Annotated in this window: 17 protein-coding genes; 6 read left to right on the plus strand and 11 right to left on the minus strand. The window is 46.2% G+C overall.

Annotated features, from left to right (window positions below):
- Positions 1 to 3 precede the first annotated feature (3 nt).
- The 9 genes from rpoN to FD19_RS04695 all read right to left on the minus strand — a co-directional run bounded on the left by rpoN (position 4) and on the right by FD19_RS04695 (position 9,764).
- A complete protein-coding gene (rpoN, locus tag FD19_RS04655) occupies positions 4 to 1,263 on the minus strand; it encodes an RNA polymerase factor sigma-54 (protein ID WP_056969236.1) in 1,260 nt (419 codons plus the stop codon).
- A gap of 21 nt (positions 1,264 to 1,284) precedes the next feature.
- Positions 1,285 to 1,941, minus strand: coding sequence for an HAD-IA family hydrolase (locus FD19_RS04660; RefSeq protein ID WP_082619503.1), 657 nt, complete (start codon positions 1,939 to 1,941; stop codon positions 1,285 to 1,287).
- A gap of 124 nt (positions 1,942 to 2,065) precedes the next feature.
- A complete protein-coding gene (locus tag FD19_RS04665; protein ID WP_202813245.1) occupies positions 2,066 to 3,046 on the minus strand; it encodes an SIS domain-containing protein in 981 nt (326 codons plus the stop codon).
- A 65-nt stretch (positions 3,047 to 3,111) separates the two neighbouring features.
- Positions 3,112 to 3,951: a PTS system mannose/fructose/sorbose family transporter subunit IID gene (locus FD19_RS04670; protein ID WP_082383806.1), complete on the minus strand. Its 840-nt coding sequence runs from the start codon at positions 3,949 to 3,951 to the stop codon at positions 3,112 to 3,114.
- Positions 3,952 to 3,969: 18 nt separating this feature from the next.
- A complete protein-coding gene (locus FD19_RS04675) occupies positions 3,970 to 4,776 on the minus strand; it encodes a PTS mannose/fructose/sorbose/N-acetylgalactosamine transporter subunit IIC (protein ID WP_054749842.1) in 807 nt (268 codons plus the stop codon).
- Positions 4,777 to 4,811: 35 nt separating this feature from the next.
- Positions 4,812 to 5,285 carry a PTS sugar transporter subunit IIB gene (locus FD19_RS04680; protein WP_054749840.1) on the minus strand — a complete coding sequence of 158 codons (474 nt, stop codon included), beginning with the start codon at positions 5,283 to 5,285 and terminating at the stop codon, positions 4,812 to 4,814.
- Positions 5,285 to 5,704 (minus strand): PTS sugar transporter subunit IIA, encoded by a 420-nt coding sequence (locus FD19_RS04685; RefSeq protein WP_054749838.1) that lies wholly within the window; start codon positions 5,702 to 5,704, stop codon positions 5,285 to 5,287. The genes FD19_RS04680 and FD19_RS04685 overlap by 1 nt, the downstream gene beginning before the upstream one ends.
- 198 nt (positions 5,705 to 5,902) lie before the next feature.
- A complete protein-coding gene (locus FD19_RS04690; RefSeq protein ID WP_056969237.1) occupies positions 5,903 to 8,647 on the minus strand; it encodes a sigma 54-interacting transcriptional regulator in 2,745 nt (914 codons plus the stop codon).
- A gap of 127 nt (positions 8,648 to 8,774) precedes the next feature.
- Entirely contained in the window at positions 8,775 to 9,764 is a 990-nt protein-coding gene (locus FD19_RS04695) for an SIS domain-containing protein (RefSeq protein WP_056969238.1), read from the minus strand.
- Between the two features lie 168 nt (positions 9,765 to 9,932).
- Here FD19_RS04695 and FD19_RS04700 point away from each other — a divergent pair, with 168 nt between their 5' ends.
- Positions 9,933 to 10,664, plus strand: a complete 732-nt coding sequence (locus FD19_RS04700) for a GntR family transcriptional regulator (protein ID WP_056969239.1) — start codon at positions 9,933 to 9,935, stop codon at positions 10,662 to 10,664.
- Positions 10,665 to 10,756: 92 nt separating this feature from the next.
- Here FD19_RS04700 and FD19_RS04705 read toward each other — a convergent pair whose 3' ends face one another.
- Positions 10,757 to 11,527, minus strand: a complete 771-nt coding sequence (locus tag FD19_RS04705) for a DeoR/GlpR family DNA-binding transcription regulator (protein WP_054749828.1) — start codon at positions 11,525 to 11,527, stop codon at positions 10,757 to 10,759.
- Between the two features lie 200 nt (positions 11,528 to 11,727).
- Here FD19_RS04705 and FD19_RS04710 point away from each other — a divergent pair, with 200 nt between their 5' ends.
- The 4 genes from FD19_RS04710 to FD19_RS04725 are packed head-to-tail and all read left to right on the plus strand — an operon-like array spanning position 11,728 to position 14,351.
- Positions 11,728 to 12,186, plus strand: coding sequence for a PTS sugar transporter subunit IIA (locus FD19_RS04710; RefSeq protein ID WP_056969240.1), 459 nt, complete (start codon positions 11,728 to 11,730; stop codon positions 12,184 to 12,186).
- 22 nt (positions 12,187 to 12,208) lie between these two features.
- Positions 12,209 to 12,520, plus strand: coding sequence for a PTS sugar transporter subunit IIB (locus FD19_RS04715; RefSeq protein WP_054749826.1), 312 nt, complete (start codon positions 12,209 to 12,211; stop codon positions 12,518 to 12,520).
- 25 nt (positions 12,521 to 12,545) lie between these two features.
- A complete protein-coding gene (locus FD19_RS04720) occupies positions 12,546 to 14,111 on the plus strand; it encodes a PTS galactitol transporter subunit IIC (RefSeq protein WP_056969241.1) in 1,566 nt (521 codons plus the stop codon).
- Positions 14,112 to 14,120: 9 nt separating this feature from the next.
- Positions 14,121 to 14,351, plus strand: coding sequence for a hypothetical protein (locus FD19_RS04725; protein WP_054749824.1), 231 nt, complete (start codon positions 14,121 to 14,123; stop codon positions 14,349 to 14,351).
- A 265-nt stretch (positions 14,352 to 14,616) separates the two neighbouring features.
- Here the strand turns inward: FD19_RS04725 and FD19_RS04730 are convergent, their stop codons facing one another.
- Positions 14,617 to 15,396 carry a class II aldolase/adducin family protein gene (locus FD19_RS04730; protein WP_054749822.1) on the minus strand — a complete coding sequence of 260 codons (780 nt, stop codon included), beginning with the start codon at positions 15,394 to 15,396 and terminating at the stop codon, positions 14,617 to 14,619.
- Positions 15,397 to 15,815: 419 nt separating this feature from the next.
- Here FD19_RS04730 and rhaD point away from each other — a divergent pair, with 419 nt between their 5' ends.
- Complete coding sequence (rhaD, locus tag FD19_RS04735; protein ID WP_056969242.1) at positions 15,816 to 16,700, plus strand: rhamnulose-1-phosphate aldolase; 885 nt, start codon at positions 15,816 to 15,818, stop codon at positions 16,698 to 16,700.
- Positions 16,701 to 16,702: the final 2 nt, after the last annotated feature.

Raw genomic sequence — 16,702 nt, forward strand, 5'->3', positions numbered from 1 at the left:
CCACTACTTCTTGCGCATCTTTTTATCCGCAATCCCCATTACGCCCCGATACTTGGCCACCGTGCGTCTAGCAATCTTGATACCCTGCTTTTCTAAAGCATCCGCTATCTTTTGATCACTCAACGGCTTCTGGGGGTCCTCACCTTCAACAATTGTCCGTATACCATGCATGAGTTCGTTGTCAGCCGAATGCTCTTCTTTGCTTGTACTACGCCGGGTCAGTAATGAATTCATCGGTAATACACCACGGGGACTATCAATATATTCATCCTTCAAAGCCCGACTTACAGTCGATTCGGATGCACCAACCGCACTTGCCACATCACGCAGCAAAAGCTCATTGATGAAACCCTGCTCACGATTGAGGTAGGGCCATTGCACCCCGACGACATACTGGGCTACCAGCCCGATGGTGTCTTCACGGCGTTGGAGGATGCGCTTGACGGAGTGATATTCCTCGGCCAAATTGCCCAGGTAACTCTGTAACTGTTCGTCCCCACGCTGACGCAGTTCATCATACTCATCGGTATTAAAAACCAGTTGCGGTCGACCGGCCTTGGTCAGGTAAACCCGATAACCACCCTCATTGGGACGCACCTTAATGTCAGGAATACGGTACTGTGTCTGCTCATCCCCAAAACCGGCTCCGGGATGCGCAGTAAATCCACCAATGATCGCCTTAGCCTGCAGAAATTCATCCACGGTCGCATCAGTCGTAGTTAGAATACGGTGTACATCATTATGCAGGAAATTCCAATAATGGTTGGTCAAAATCTCCGTTACTAGTGGTGGGCAGTCCGGTAACATCCGCGCTTGAACAACCAGCACCTCTTGGAGTGTACGGCCGCCAACACCAGGCGGATCTAGCGACTGTAAGAGGGTCAAGGCGTCAAGAAACTGTACCTGGTTGATGCCCTGTTCTGCAATGAAACGTTCCTCATCCACCTGTAGCAACCCATCATGGTCTAAATTCTGGATTAATGCCGTCACCACTTTGCGTAGTGGTTTATCGCTATACCTCAACTCAACTTGCATGTTCAAATAATCGTAAAGATTGTCGTAGGTTGACGCCGTACCGGGTTCAAAGTTGGAAACGTCAATGTCACTAGATGCCGGCACATCAACCAACGGGTTACTCATACTTAAGTCATTAAGGTATTCACGCAGGCTAAACCCATCCATTTGTAGCACCTTGAGTGACTGCTGCATGGTTTGTGACAGCAGCAACCGCTGGCTCTGTCGAATCGATTGTTCTAGTTTCATGGTTTAGCCCCCTCGCTAGTGTTATTTCAACGACTTACGTACCTCATCTAAGCTACCAACGATCCGGTCAGCACGCGACTGATCCACTCCGTACTCAGACTGATCAATCGCCCAGGTAGTCAACCCCGCAGCTTTGGCGGCCGCGATACCGTTGGTACTGTCTTCAATAACTAGGCAGTTGGCTGCAGGTATGCTCAACAATTCCACCATCCGCAAATAAATATCAGGTTCCGGCTTATTATGCGGTACTTCTTCACCACTCAGTACCTCCGTAAAGTACTGGGTGATTTGACATTCATCTAGCATACGATAAATATCACCGTAAATGCCAGCGGATGCCAATCCTACTGCCACATGATGCCCCTTCAAATACCGTAACAATGGTTTAACCCCCGGAAACATAAACCGGGCATAATCGATTGGGTGGCTAGCCTGATAGGGCAAATATTCTTTATGCAACTGCTGACGCCGCTCATCATCAGGTACGAGCGCGGACCAAACTTGTTCGTTGGACATGCCCAAATAGTCCCGAATATCGGTGGAACCTGGGTGCAGATTTTTTTCACGAAAGAACTGCATGCGCCGATCAAAGTAGAACTGTTCGCTGTTAACCAGAACGCCATCCATGTCGAAAATAACTCCTGTAAACATATAGACTTTTCGCCACGTGGCCTGCATCCACGTAGCCTCTCCTTTCGTTTAAACAATCAGTACCCAGAGTGCTAGCAATGTGACCCCAAAACCACCAGAAGGAGCGGCAGTTGCCGCTCCTTGACTGGTGAAACACTATCAATTTCCGCTATTAGTAAGTTAACTTCCACATGTAACGACGCTTGGAAAGTGGGTGGTCACGCTTTGCGGCTAATTCCTCAGCGTAGGCGCGGAAGACACCAGTCAACAGCATTGGGTTGAAGTAATCAATGACGTGCGGACCAGCGATAGCTGACAGGCCAAAGTCCTTAGCGTCAACCAAAGTAATCTTGGCATCGAACCGCTGCAGGAAGGTCAGCGCCCGCATGTCCATCGGCCGTGTACTCCCATCGTTAGCAAACAGCAGGTATGGCGCATCCTTTTCCGTCAGTTCGAATGGGCCGTGGAAGTATTCACCGGAGTTGTGTACTGGCGCCGTGATCCACTGCATTTCCTCAAACAGGAAGCTACCAGTTGCATAGCCAACGCCCCAAGTAGCACCACTGGCCAGTACGTGAATCGTGGAATCGTTCTTGTACAATTCACCAAACTTCTTGGCCTCTGGGCCTACATGCTTAACCTGCTCATCAATCAGGTCGTACAGACCATCAAAGGCGGTCTGGGCCTCGTCATAGTAATCATAGCCTTCAAACTGGTTCTTAATTTCAACGGCTAACTTCAACGCGTTAGTCATCTTCTGGACCTTAGCGGAGTAGCTTTCGTGGAAGCCGTGGAGGATGTTGTACTCAGCCGCCTTGAGAATTGGAGCGTCAGGATTGTTGGAAAGAGCAATGACGTTAGCACCCCACTTCGTCGCGTTCTTCGTCGCTTCAACAGATTCTGGAGTCGTACCACCAAGGGAAGCGGTAATCACGATGGTCTTATCGTCAATGTTCTTTGGTGCATCATAGTTGAACTCGTTTGCGGTAATAATCGCAGTCCGCACACTCTTAGTTTCGTGTAGGGTGAAGTAGTAGCCAGGATACAAATCAGACATTGACGCACCACAACCAACAAACAAAACTTGGTTGATATCGCTGTGGTCCTTCTTAATAGCTGCAATAATTTCCTTAGGTGACAAAGTACTCATAATGTAATTCCTCCTATAGATTTTTGATTTGGTTTCTAACCAACCGCATCCAAATTAATGAAAATAAACTAAGCAAAGATTCCCAGAACGCTCAACAGAATGCCGCCGCCGATACAGAAGAGCAGAATCCAACCAGTACCGACCTTCTTCCGGAGCATCCAGTACATCAGGAACGTAAAGGCCAACGGAATCATCTGCGGGAAGATACTATTCAGCGTCTTCTGCAGGTTGAAGGCCGTACCAACCTTGATTGGCGTCGTAATACCAATCATGCTGGCAATCATCGCTCCAATAACCATCAGACCAACAATATTAACCAGGTACATCACGCGGTTCATCAAGCCACCACCGGTCAAAATCTTCAAGTATTTCTTGCCGGCGGTATAACCGAATTGACCACCCCAGTAAGTAACGGCAAACGATGGAATCAAGGAAATTACCATCGCGAGGATTGGTCCTAAGATGCTACCATGTTGAGCAAGATTAATCCCAAGACTGAAGGCCAAGATACGAATCGTGCCCTGGAAGAACGAGTCACCAACACCTGACAGTGGACCCATCAGGGAGGACTTAACGGCGTTAATAGAATCAGGATCTAGAGATGACGGATCCTTGGCGTACTCCTCTTCCATCGAAGTCACGAGCCCGAGAACAAATGAACTTGTTTGCGGCGTACAGTTATAGAAAGCCATGTGCCGCTGATAAGCTGCCTTCTTCTTCTCCAGGTCTTCCGGCTTGCTGTACAAACGGTTCAAAGTTGGCGCAATTCCGTATAGAAAACCCATGTTCATTTGACGTTCGTAGTTCCACGAGGCCTGGATGGCCCAAGACCGCCAAGTAAACGACCAGGACTTTTTGCGTAGGGCTTTGCGTTGTGCCGGGGTCATGTTTTTAGTTTCATCTGCCATGATTGCTCACTCCTTTCCTCATAGTTCCTCAAGGTCATCGTCATCGTCACTATCATCCGTGGAATCGGCCGTGGCTGCTGTACCATTACCCTTACCAGCCTTCGGCAAGAATTCGTTGACCACTAGAGCCAGCAATACAGCGAAGATGGCTACACCGGTAACCGAAATGTTGGCGTAAGCCGTGATGAAGAAACCGAGGAACAGGTATACCGCCGTCTTTTTAGATAGCATCGTTGACATCAACAGGGCAAACCCAAATGCTGGCAAGATCTTACTAGAAAGTGTCAACCCGTTGGTTAGCCAGTCCGGAATTTCCTTAACAATGGCGCTAACAACACCAGTACCGAAGTAAATAGCAATAAACGTGGGGATGAAGTACATCAGTGAATAGAAGACCATCCCCCAGACGATGTGGTAGCTAAGGACACGCTTGAACTTACCTTTTTCAATGTCCCGTTCAGCCATGTGTGACAGGGATGACATCAACATCCGCACCACGATCCCCAGCAACTGGCCAAAGACCGCAATTGGAATTGCCACGGTCAACGCCGCCTGAGCAGAGGTGTTCGATAGAATAGCAAAGGCAGTCGCAATAATTGAACCCAACACCATATCCGTTGCTACGGCAGCACCAACATTGACCAACCCCATGGAAATCAATTCCAACGAGGCACCAACCATTAGCCCTTTGGTGACATCGCCCAACACGAGACCAACCAATGTACTAACAATCAACGGCCGTTCAAGATTGGAACGCCCGAACAATCGTGAATCGAGCATGGCGATGATACTGATGATCCCAATCAATAACGCCTTCATAAACATGGTATTCACGCTCCTTTCCGTACATCAAAACGCAATTATGACAGCTTATTATTCAAAATTTCCTTCTTTGAAGTTGGTACTTGCTGCATGTACAAGGTAATACCCATGTCAGCCAACTCGCGGCTTTGTTCAACTTCCTTATCAGTGAGGTAAATCGCGTTGCTAAAGCGCTTAGCACCTGGCCGATCGAGAATCCCACCGTAATTGATTTCATCAATCGGACCGAACGCCTTAAAGAAGGTGTACGTTTCGCCAACATTGCCGAAGATCAACATGGTATTGTCCTTCAAGGCCTTGATCTTGGGAATACGCTCAATTGCCTGGTCAACCGTAAATAGGCTCAACTTAACGTCTTCTGGTTTAGAAAGCTTGAGTGACATGCGCTTAAACTCATCATTTGCGGTGTTGGTATCAATAACCACGATGCGCTCGATACCTAACGACTTCGTCCATGAAAAGACAACTTGTCCGTGCATTAGACGGTGATCAATACGAACTAATTTAATCATTACAAGTCATCCTCCTCTCCACTCTTCTGTGCGACCAACAAACTATTAACATCTACAAGCGCCTGCTGTGCTGAGGCAACAACCTTGGCAAGTTCTGCCTTGTCCTTGACCGTGTTTTCAGCCAGCAATTGTAAAATCAGCGGTAAATTCATTCCGGCAATCAATTCAACGTTTGGGTAATCCTTCAACAACTGAATCATCGTCGTATTCACGGAACCACCTAGCACATCGGTACAAATAACAAACTCATCATCGGGATGCTGCGTGAGTTCCGCTTCAATGTCATAAACATATTTGCTCTCATCACTATCAACGTAAGCGGCATAAGCTGATAAATTCGGGGTGTCCCCCATAATAAATTTCACTGTATCCTGCATGCCTAGCGCCAAACGTCCGTGACTGACCAAAATGATCCGCATAAGCGTACCTCCCTTCGTCGTTATTGGGCCTCGTTCTTCGCTAGCCCTTATCTAGTAATTAAGGATGTGCTACTGGTGGTCGTGAGTTCCTCACACCTGAGCTCATTGCCTTACACTTATATACAAGCAAAAAGCGTGCCAGTTTTTGCTGACACGCTTTTTTATTTGGACCCAAGTCGTTAAAACGCTTTCATGACGCTAATTTCCATGAATAATGTCATAGATATAGGCAACCTCGGCTTTAGGCACCGTGACACTATATTTGGCTTCAAGGACACTAAGTGCGCTTTTAATCTCCTGAAAAATATTAGTGTCAATATTGGCATGCTTCCAGTCGTAAGTGGTAATCGGTTCATTACGAATCAAGCGCTCAACCATACAACTAATGTGCACGTACAGCGCCATGCGTTGCGGATTACCCAGAACCTGCCCTGATAATTCGACGAACCGACTCATCACCACATCAATTGCGTCCATCACAGCGGTCGCGTCAAGAATTGTTAGTGAGTTAAGCACCCGTTCAATCGTAAAGTTGTGCAAGATAGTGGTGACAATGTCCTCCACTTCATGCTTATCCGCTACGACTCCTAAGTCGTGGAGTAGCGCCTCCGAATTTTCACCCAGAATGAGCTTTTCTAGTGGAATAAACGTAATGCCTTCCGCATGCGGATCAACTGTGCCCACGATGGCAAGCACATTGTATGTCCGCTTGATGGCAGCCATCTGGTTCGGATCACTAACTAAACTATATTCGTAGGCGTTCACCACCACGTCAATTTTCTCCGCAAAGCTACTATCTAATAACTGCTTAATTTGATTGGCCGTCCCGATCCCAGTATTGCAACACGTAATAATGAGGTTCTTTTTGACTTCCTGCGGATAAATGGTGCGACCCTCGGTGTACACTGTTTGAGCCGTGTGCTTCACAATTTCATCAATAGCCTTATGGTGGGCCACCTGGTCGACCACCGACAATGCTGATTGCGTCGACACATTAGTAATGATACCGATAGGAAAATCGATTGTCCCGTGAATGTACTTGTGGATGCCCGACAGTGACCCCATATCAACCATGAGAATCAGACCCGAGCTAATTTGGTTACTAGCAATATAATCGGAAACTTTTTGTCCGATGGTCTCGACGCTAATATCCAGTGGCATATCAATGCACCCAAGCGCCGTATACCCCACCAACCGGTTAACGACGTTCGCAATGCTGCTAGCAGTGGAATAGCCATGAGCCAAAACCAAGCACCGAATAGAATTATCCTTCGTCACCTTCACGGCTTCATGTAAGTATAGTTGCAAGAACAATGTGTCCACTACATCTACTGGCAGTGATAACGCTGACCGCGTCATTTTGATAATTTCATCGGTGAACGTCGCGATACGTGCGTCGTCCTGAGCTAACTTAGTACTAATTTCGTTAAGCACCGCATGGGTTTGTGCACTGAGTACCCAGTAGTTAAACTGCCGGTAATAAAAGAAGTACGCGATAACGACTAGTGAGTTGCCAGAAAACTTAACGGAAAAGCTATCTTCCAACGAATCAAGTTTGGCCTGCATCATGCGCTTCATTAGATCTAGTGGTACCTCACCCCGATCAATCACGTTGCTAAAGATCATTTCGTCGCTCAACGTATTGATGAGATCGGTACTGGCCTTCATAAACTGTGCTGAAATACCCAGCTGATTATACAAACCAACAATACGGGTAAAGATGCAACGAATCTGATTGTCCTGATCAGCATCATCATCGACTAATTGCTGCAGGCTCATCTCCTGACGAATCGTGATGAACGTACCATCACCATTTAGCCGTAGACGGATGCCCTCAGTTTCATTGTTACTCCAAATATCACTCGGCAAGTCCCCCACAACTACCTTCAGCGGACCTGCATCATCTTTCGCCTTGGACAAAGCGCTCGCTACCGTGAGGGTAATATAGTTTTTCATCTGACCAACATTGCTATCGTAATGCTGACTCGTTAGAATACTTAGCACTTGCTTGCTGAGCTGGATGGGCCGGTTAATGCGTTTGGATTGATTCAGGAAAAACAGTTTAGTAAGACTCTCACGTTCAAACTGCGTTCGTTCATTAATACCTGGCACCTCAACCTGCACGGGAATACGCCGAATGAACGTCTGTAAAAAGTTGCTTTGAATATTTTCAGTTGTCGCAAAAATCAGCCGTACATTTACCTGGTGTCCTGACTTGGTTTCGCCTAACGGAGAAATAGTACCGTTGTCAAGGTACTCGAACAACTTTTCCTGACCCTTAGCGCCCAAACGGTGCACTTCATCCAGGAAAAGCATTCCGTTATCGGCCTGATCAAACAACCCCTGACTATCCTTGTCAGCACCAGTATAGGCACCACGCTTGTAGCCAAACAGAATGCTTGCCAGCAACTCCGGGTTGTCCGCGTACTCCGCACAATTCAAGTGGACAAATGAACTAGATTGATCTAGGTAACCTTGATAAACACAATAATCATAGTAGACCCGCGCCAGATAGGACTTCCCCGAACCAGTCGGTCCCGTTAGTAATACCGGCAGCCCCACTCCAGGATAGCGAGCCGCCGCCTTCATCCGCTTAATTTGTGAAAAGAGGGATTGTTTGGATCCAATCACAGCACTCATCGGATCAACTTGACTATCATGGCCTTGAAAAATGGCGTCAACTGAAGGAAAAACCGACTCATTCAACTGGTGGCCTAGATATTTTTCTACCGCAGACCGGGCAAAAAACACTACTGGACGCGTGTTGACCTTGATCACCTTGCCTTCGTGGACCAGCACGTTGAGGTAATGACTCGACGTATTGCGTTTGATTGATAGTGCCTTTGAAAAAACATCGGCGGTGATGCCCAGAGAGCTAAGGTTATCCGTTGTACACATGGACACTAATTTATCATAAATCACACTTTGAATATCTTCGGACACAACAAAACCCTCCTTTGTTGAAAGCGCTTCTATATTTCAAGAATACAACAGGGTACATTGCCTTTCAACTATGAGGGTATGACTGCTGATAACAGTTAATTGGTCTAACGACCACTCGTAACGTAATTTAGTAATTTATTTTCCACATATACCGCCGGGTTAAGTATGACTTTTGAATTCGTGCTGACAGGGCACGCATATATACATTATTCAATACGGGTGCAAAGATAACGTGATTGAAGTATTCAGATACCTTATCATCCAAATCATTCAGGCCAATTTCTTTGGCATCTAGGATATAAACATTGTCACCGCCATATTTCTTCAGGAAGCGCACTGCCCGCTCATCTGCAGCGCGTGTCCGTCCAACCGATACCAGCTGGAATACTGACGTCGTTTTGTCCAAGGTCTCGAATGGGCCGTGGAAGTATTCACAGCTATTAGTAGTTGGTGAAGGGATCTGGAGCATTTCTTCAATATTACAGATAGAAAAAATGTAAGCTGCTCCATATGCTGGGCCACTACCCAAAACGTAAATTGGTTTGCGCTCAGCGTTGCGGTCAGCCCACACCTTGGCTAGCGGCGTTGTTGCTTCAACGGCACGACGATAGATGGCATCCACGTTGTCAAAGGCCTGCATAGCAACATCGTAATCATCATAACCATCAGTATGCTGAACCAACGACATAGCAATCATCAGGGCAATACTAGTGTTAGATAATTCGGTACGGCTTTCATCCAGCGCCAAACTCTCGTACTTAATCTTAAAGTCAGCAACTTCCGTTAAGGGTGATGGATCCACGTAGAGTGCCACCACGTGCGCGCCTAACTGCTTGGCAACCTTGGCCGCCTCACAAGTCTCCTTCGTACCACGCATCGAGCAAACCACAGCCAACGTGTTGGTGCCAACATATGCTGGCGGCGACATAACAAATTCATTGCTCGTAAACATCTCTGACGTCACCGCAATCGCGTTACGCGTCATAAAGTACTGGGCCGCATAAAAACCACCAAAGGACCCACCGGCACCAATCCATACTACCCGAGTGATGGGTTGTTCGCTGCTCTTCAATACTGTTGACACAATGTTATCTGTTTCCTCTTGAATTTTAGTCATGATGTCCTCCCGTGAAGATACAACAGCATACAACTTTTTGAAACACCGTAAGAATAATCGCTTTGCGAAAAAAATGCAAGCCCTTTCTTGAATAATTTTTAAAGCGCTTAATTTGCCCACGTTTGTTGTATACTGGAATTATCGACAGTAACTGTGGAGGTGTGATCAATGGGTGAGGCAAACGTTATTAATAGTTCTTCTTCACTAACGTTGTACGAACAACTAGCCAATCAAATACTTGATAGCATTAACCATGAACAGTATCTGCCCGGTGATCAGTTGCCCACAGAAATGGAGTTACAGCAAAGTACTGGCTACAGTCGCAGTACGGTGCGTCATGCCCTCCGCTTGCTAGTCAATAAGGGCATTCTTGTTAAAATTCACGGTAAGGGTACCTTCGTCCAAACGGGTATGGGTTCCGAAGCCAGGCGTTCACAATTTTTCAGTCTGACTAACAACGTTAAGAGCATGGGTGACAAGCTCACGACTAAGCTAGTCGACATCCAGCAGCTCGAGGCAACGCCCGAGCAAGCTGATTTTTTCAACCTCACCCATGCGTCACAGCTCATTAATGTCACCCGCCTACGCTACGTGAACGGCGACCCGTTCTGCGTAGAATACATTTACTTCACCCCAGAGTTCGCATCAATTGCTAATCAAAATTTGAACGGATCCCTTTACCAGGTACTTCATGATAAGTTTGGTAAAACCCCAGCAGGTGGACAAAAAAAATTCGACATCAAAAAGGCAGACACCAAGGAGGCCTTTCTTCTGGAAGTGGATCGTGGAACTGCACTCATGCAAATTAGTGACTTTGTATATGACCAAAACGATCATCCACTTCACATTTCGCGACAAGTTATCCGCAGCGATAAATATAAGTACGTGTTGATTCAGTAACTAGATCACAAAATGCACCGCAACTACTAGCAAAATCTACTAGTGATTGCGGTGCATTTTTATTTGTTCAGTCGCAACTATCCATAAGGCTCTTAATCGTATACCAACTTAATCCCCATTTGCTCAAACAGCTGGACATATTTATCAGCTGGACGTTGATCGGTAATAATTACGTCAATGTCGTCATAGTTGCTCATCATGATGTAGTCATTGTGGTCAAACTTGGAATGATCAACCATCAGTATCGCAGTTTTAGCATTATGAATCATTGCGGACTTAAGCGTGGATTGCTCCGCATCGGCACTGTATACCCCGTCAAGGTTAAGGGTGCTGGCTGATAAAAGCGCAAAGTCGGTTTTAAATTTATAAATCTGCTCAATCGTCCAAGAACCAACCGACGACCCCGATTTATGTGAAAGAATCCCCCCAAGCATGACCGTTTCAATCGGCGTCATTTGATTTAGGCGGTTAGCAATAAAAAGATTATTTGTAATAACGTGTAGTCCAACTTTATCAGTCAGCAAGTCTGGCATTGACATGATGGTGGAACTGCCATCGAGAAAGAGAGCCGCATTGTTGGGAATGAGTTTGACGGCAAGTTCGCAAATATAACGTTTAGCTTTTTCCTGAACCTTCTCCCGACGCGAATATGTGTACTCAATATTCTTGTCTTGCAGCAAATAAACTACGCCATATTGCCGCCTAACAATGTTATCTTCTTCGAGTGAAATCAGATCCCGTCTAAGCGTGGACTTGCTGGTAAAAATACGTTTACTAAGCTCAGCAATACTAATATGATGTTCTTTATTGAGGATATTCAAAATATCCTTGATGCGATCTGGTTTCATTTTTGACTGTGGCATGCCGCAATACCTCCATGAATTATCTTGAACCTTTATGGGAACATTCTAGTGGTCAACCTGAACCATTGTCAACACAAGGTTGACGGTCTAAAAGCGTTGCAAAGGCCTTGTAAGCGCTTTAACATGAAACTGAACAAGGGCCAATCGGCCAAGAAAATTCATATCATTGAATTTATTTGAAATTATAAGGAGGAATCGTTATGGGTTATAAGGATATGTTAAACCAAGACCTTATCTTCCTGGATGTGTCTGCCACCGATCGGCATGACTTATTCCACCAGATAGCGGCTAAGCTCAAAGCTCAAGGCTACGTGAAGGATTCCTATGAAGATGCGCTAAATCGTCGTGAAGATGAGTTTCCCACAGGCATCGTTTTCCCGCTGATCAATGTTATGCTTCCGCACGCAGATCCCGAAAACGTGAATAAGGCCTTTTTAGCAATCGTCAAAATTAAAAAACCAATCAGCGTACTTCAAATGGGTTATAACACTGAGGAAAATGCGGATACAATGTTCTTCCTCGGAATCACTGATTCTAGTCAACAGGTTGGATTACTGCAGGAATTTACAGATTTGCTTCAGGACGAGGATTTCGTCAACACCTTTAAGAAGACTACCAGCCCTGAAGACATGTACAAACTAGTCGCAGCGCGAATTTAATTCTTTAAGGAGAGTGAACATTATGGCAAAAATTATTGTTGCATGTGGGTCTGGCGTTGCATCCAGTGAGGCTACTGTCGGTCGGATCAATAGTTTCTTCGAGAAGCACAACATTACTGGCGTTCAGGTTGAGGCGACGGATTTCAAGCAGTTGCCAAGTATTCTTCCTGACTACGATGTTTACGTTTGGATTGCCAAGCCTAACGAGGAGCTCGAAGACATTGCTAAAAAGAACAACATCGCAATGGTAAACGGCATGCCCATCTTTATGAACGTCAATCCAGAAAAATCTTACAGCGAGATTATTCAGGCGTTAAAGGCCATGCAAAGTTAACTGAACATTCAGGAGGAAAAATATCATGGACATACTAAAAACGGTCGTTAATTACGTCCTCAATTTAGGCTCAGCCGTATTTGTCCCGCTGATTATGTTTATTCTGGCACTAATTGCGGGCTTAAAGTTCAAGAAATCCATCATGGCAGCTTTAACCCTGGGGGTTGCGTTTTCCGGGATGACCCTGGTTGTTAATTACATGACCGATGCTATCGCACCCGCCGGTAAGGCTATGTCGAAGGCCTTCCACCTCAGCCTTAATGCGGTTGACATGGGCTGGCCGGGCGTGGCAGCCATCACTTGGACCTATAAAGCAGCCTTCTTGTTCTTCCCGTTGCTACTAATCATTAACTTCCTCATGCTATCGTTTAAGCTAACGAAAACACTAAACGTGGACATGTGGAACGTGTGGAACAAAATCTTCACTTACGTTGTTGTTCTGTACTTTACGCACAGTTCCATCATGGGTTTCATCGTTGCCAGCATCCAAATTGTTCTTGAGCTGAAGTCTGGTGACATGTTCCATCGCCACATTGAAGACCTAACCGGCATGCCGGGGGTTACCGTTCCACACTTCGTTACACTATTTGCGGTCATCCTTCAGCCTTTAAACCGACTAATGGACTTCATTCCTATTTTCAACAAACCATTTGATGCCGAGGCCTTGCAAAAGCGCATCGGTATTCTCGGTGACAACACGGTCATGGGGGCAATCATTGGTGTTTTGCTTGGATTTGGTGCAGGTTACTCCGTATCTGGATCCTTGAACTTGGCTGTTCAAGCAGCTACTGCCATGACGTTGTTCCCAATGATTTCAAAGTTATTCATGAAGGCGTTGCAGCCGATTGCCGACGCCATGAGTGGCTTCATGCAGAAGCACTTTAGTGGCCGTGAAGTTTATATCGGGCTAGATTGGCCTATTCTTGCTGGCCGTAGTGAACTATGGGTAACTGTTATCATTTTGGTTCCTGTCATGCTGATTTTTGCCATGATCCTACCGCACAACACGGTGCTTCCATTTGCCGGAATCATTAACCTATCATTCGTTGTTGCCGCCCTACTTATTACTGGTGCCAACTTACTACGGATGATTGTCTTGGGTCTTATCACCACCCCAGTTTTCCTCTATGGTGGTACGTTCTTTGCCCCAGTTATTACCAACTTGGCAAAGCAAACCGGTGCGGTTAAAGTTCACGCAGGCCAACAACTATCCTGGTCCACCTTTGAAGGCCCAGATTTTCGGATGTTCTTCGGTGAAGCCTTTGCCGGTAAGTGGTGGGCTATCGCCGCGGCAATTATCTGGCTTCTAGTATTCGTTTGGCTGTACCACGATCAGACCCATATTCCTCTGCCAAGCCAACGTTATGGTGCACCTGCAGTCGCTGGTAACGCTGCCTCAGCAGTAGCTGCTGAAACAGATTCATCTGCTGAAGAAGACACGTCTGACTCAACAAACTTGGACAATATTGACGGTCTCGACTTTGGTAGTACCAGTAAAAAGTCGCCGGGTAAGGACGCTGAAAAGACAAGCCTTGACGACATCGACGGGTTAGATTTCAGCGACGTTAACAAGAACCACAAGAAATCGTAGGTGGATGGCATGCTCGCACGGAAAATCATTTATTCATTACTTTTGTTCATCGACGTAATTGGCGTTGGAGTGGCCTTAATGAGTGGTAATAGCGTCTTTTGTATCGTGATGGGCGTCATTACCTTAGGCTTGTACTTCAAGTCATATCCAGTACTTTTTAAGGCTGATGTAGAGGAACGCGAGCGTAAGCGCGAGCTGCGTCGCCAAGAGATGATCAAGCGTGATGCAGCACGTCATTAACAAAAATTAGCATTAGCATTGAGTACCCACCGTCATAATGGCGGTGGGTGCTTTAGTGTCCACGCAGCGTTGCTAACTTCAGCCACACAAGGCCGTCCTCTCAAGTGCTTCATTGTCCTTTCACCTCAGCACATATGATTGCGTTTAACTTTAACGGATGGCATCGTATTACCCTTAGCTGAAACGCACTGGGGAAACAAAAACAGAGGTTGATCGCAGCCTTCAAGGAAAGCTGCAACCAACCTCTGTTTCTTTATTCGTACTATTAGCTTTCGCCCTTCTGCATCTCTGCAGCTGGACGTGTCAGGTGTTCAGGAAACGGCACACGAGTTGATTCAACCGGAGTTCCAGGGACTGCGATTGGCGGAATCGCTGAACATGCTTCGCGGTAGTTCTTCCCACAGGACTGATAATCATCCAGTAGTCCTAACTTAATGAAGATTGACTGCTGATAGGCAATGCGTGCATTCCACTCCAGGGTCTCCAAAATGCGGGCCGCAATGTGCAATTCAGCGGCAGTGATGAGGATACCATGGCTGTTGAGCAAGAAGACATTCTCCATAGCTTTGTCTCCCATAGTGACCAGTGCATCATGAACCGTTTTTGCAAGCTCCATGCTGCAAGCCGGCGCGTATGGCAGGCAACGGATACGACCCAGTTCCCGAGTTGCTTCGGTAACGTTAGGCATGTCCTTACCAATAGTGGCCCAGAACATTGATTCCCGCGCGTGTGAATGGTAAACGCAACGAATACCGGGATGCGCTTGGTAGGCTTGCTCGTGCATATTAATCTCACGAGTAAGGTCCCCAACGCCATCAATCTTTTCACCAGTATCTGCATCAACCACCAAAATCTGTGCTGGATGTAGTTCCGCATAATAAGTTTCCGACATAAACGTTGGGGTGATCAGTATATACGGATGCTTTTGTTCATCAAACACCTTAATCGACATATTACCACCGGCTACGTTAGTATCCTGGCGGTCGAACATCTTACGTACAGTGTGCGCAAGATCACGGCGTTCTGTTTCAAACATCATTTCCATAATGTTGGCTTCCTTTCGTTATGTCCACTGATTTGAGTTATCTTTATCAGCTTTCAAGGCCATTATACCGTGATATACGGGCAAGTAAGCGCATTCAATGACTGTTGGCAAAACACCATTTTGCACTCAAAATTTCATTCAATTCAATTCAAAATAATTCATATAGGCATTCATAAAACGTCAAGTAATGTGTTGACCGCCGCATCATCAGCACAATAAATGATTTGTAGTAATAAGTCGCAAAGAAAGCCCGTATTATGAACAATCTCAAGGAATAGTTCACATCAGGATGAACTATTTTCAACGTTATTGAAGGCGGTTACATCGGTCCAGACTTGCTTTATCATAGATGTTGAAAGTGAACCAAAAAGTTCACCAAATCCTATGAATTTTTTGAATCACACGAGGAGGAAAACATTATGGATGAAAAGCAACAATTTCTTAACCCAGAATACAGTCAAAGTTTCGTAGAGTCTCCTTACGTGAAACAGATGGCCAAAATTACGCAGCTACTGTATCGGCACGGCTGGGATGAGCGTAACGGTGGTAACGTCAGTTACCGGTTGACGGAGGATGAAGTCAAACCGTACGGTGACGTGCACAAAGTATTGCGCAACATCCCGATTGATTTTGATGCCTCCCCATTGGCTGGCACTTACTTTCTAGTCACGGGGACTGGCCGTTACTTCAAGAACATTATTGACTACCCACAGCGCGATACAGGTCTGGTACGTATTACGCCTGACGGTCATAGTGTGGACCTACTCTGGGGGTTCTGTGATGGTGGTTTGCCAACAAGTGAATTTCCGGCTCACTTGATGACGCATATTGAACGTCTCAAGGTCGACAATAAGCAACGCGTGGTCATGCACTGCCACCCAACTAATTTAATTGCTCTTTCCTTCACGATGCCACTCGATGAAAAAACTATCAGCCGTATTCTTTGGAAAATGCAGGCTGAGTCGATCGTTGTATTCCCCGAAGGTATTGGCGTCCTGCCATACATGACTCCAGGTACTAATGAAATCGGTGCGGCTACCGCGAAAAAAATGGCCAAGTACCGTCTAGTCCTCTGGCCACACCACGGCATCTTTGCTTCTGGCGATTCAATTGATGAGGAATTTGGTTTGATTGAAACCGTGGAAAAGGCGGCCAACATCTTCACTACAATCCGCGCGCAGGGTGGACGTATCCGCGATGAAATTACCGATGAGAACTTGGCACAACTTGCAAAGCGCTTCGATCTCACACCAACGCCAGAATTCATGCATGGTGACGATTTAGCAACCATGATGGCTGAATAGAA

The organism is Lacticaseibacillus thailandensis DSM 22698 = JCM 13996 (assembly GCF_001436135.1).
Classification (GTDB): domain Bacteria; phylum Bacillota; class Bacilli; order Lactobacillales; family Lactobacillaceae; genus Lacticaseibacillus; species Lacticaseibacillus thailandensis.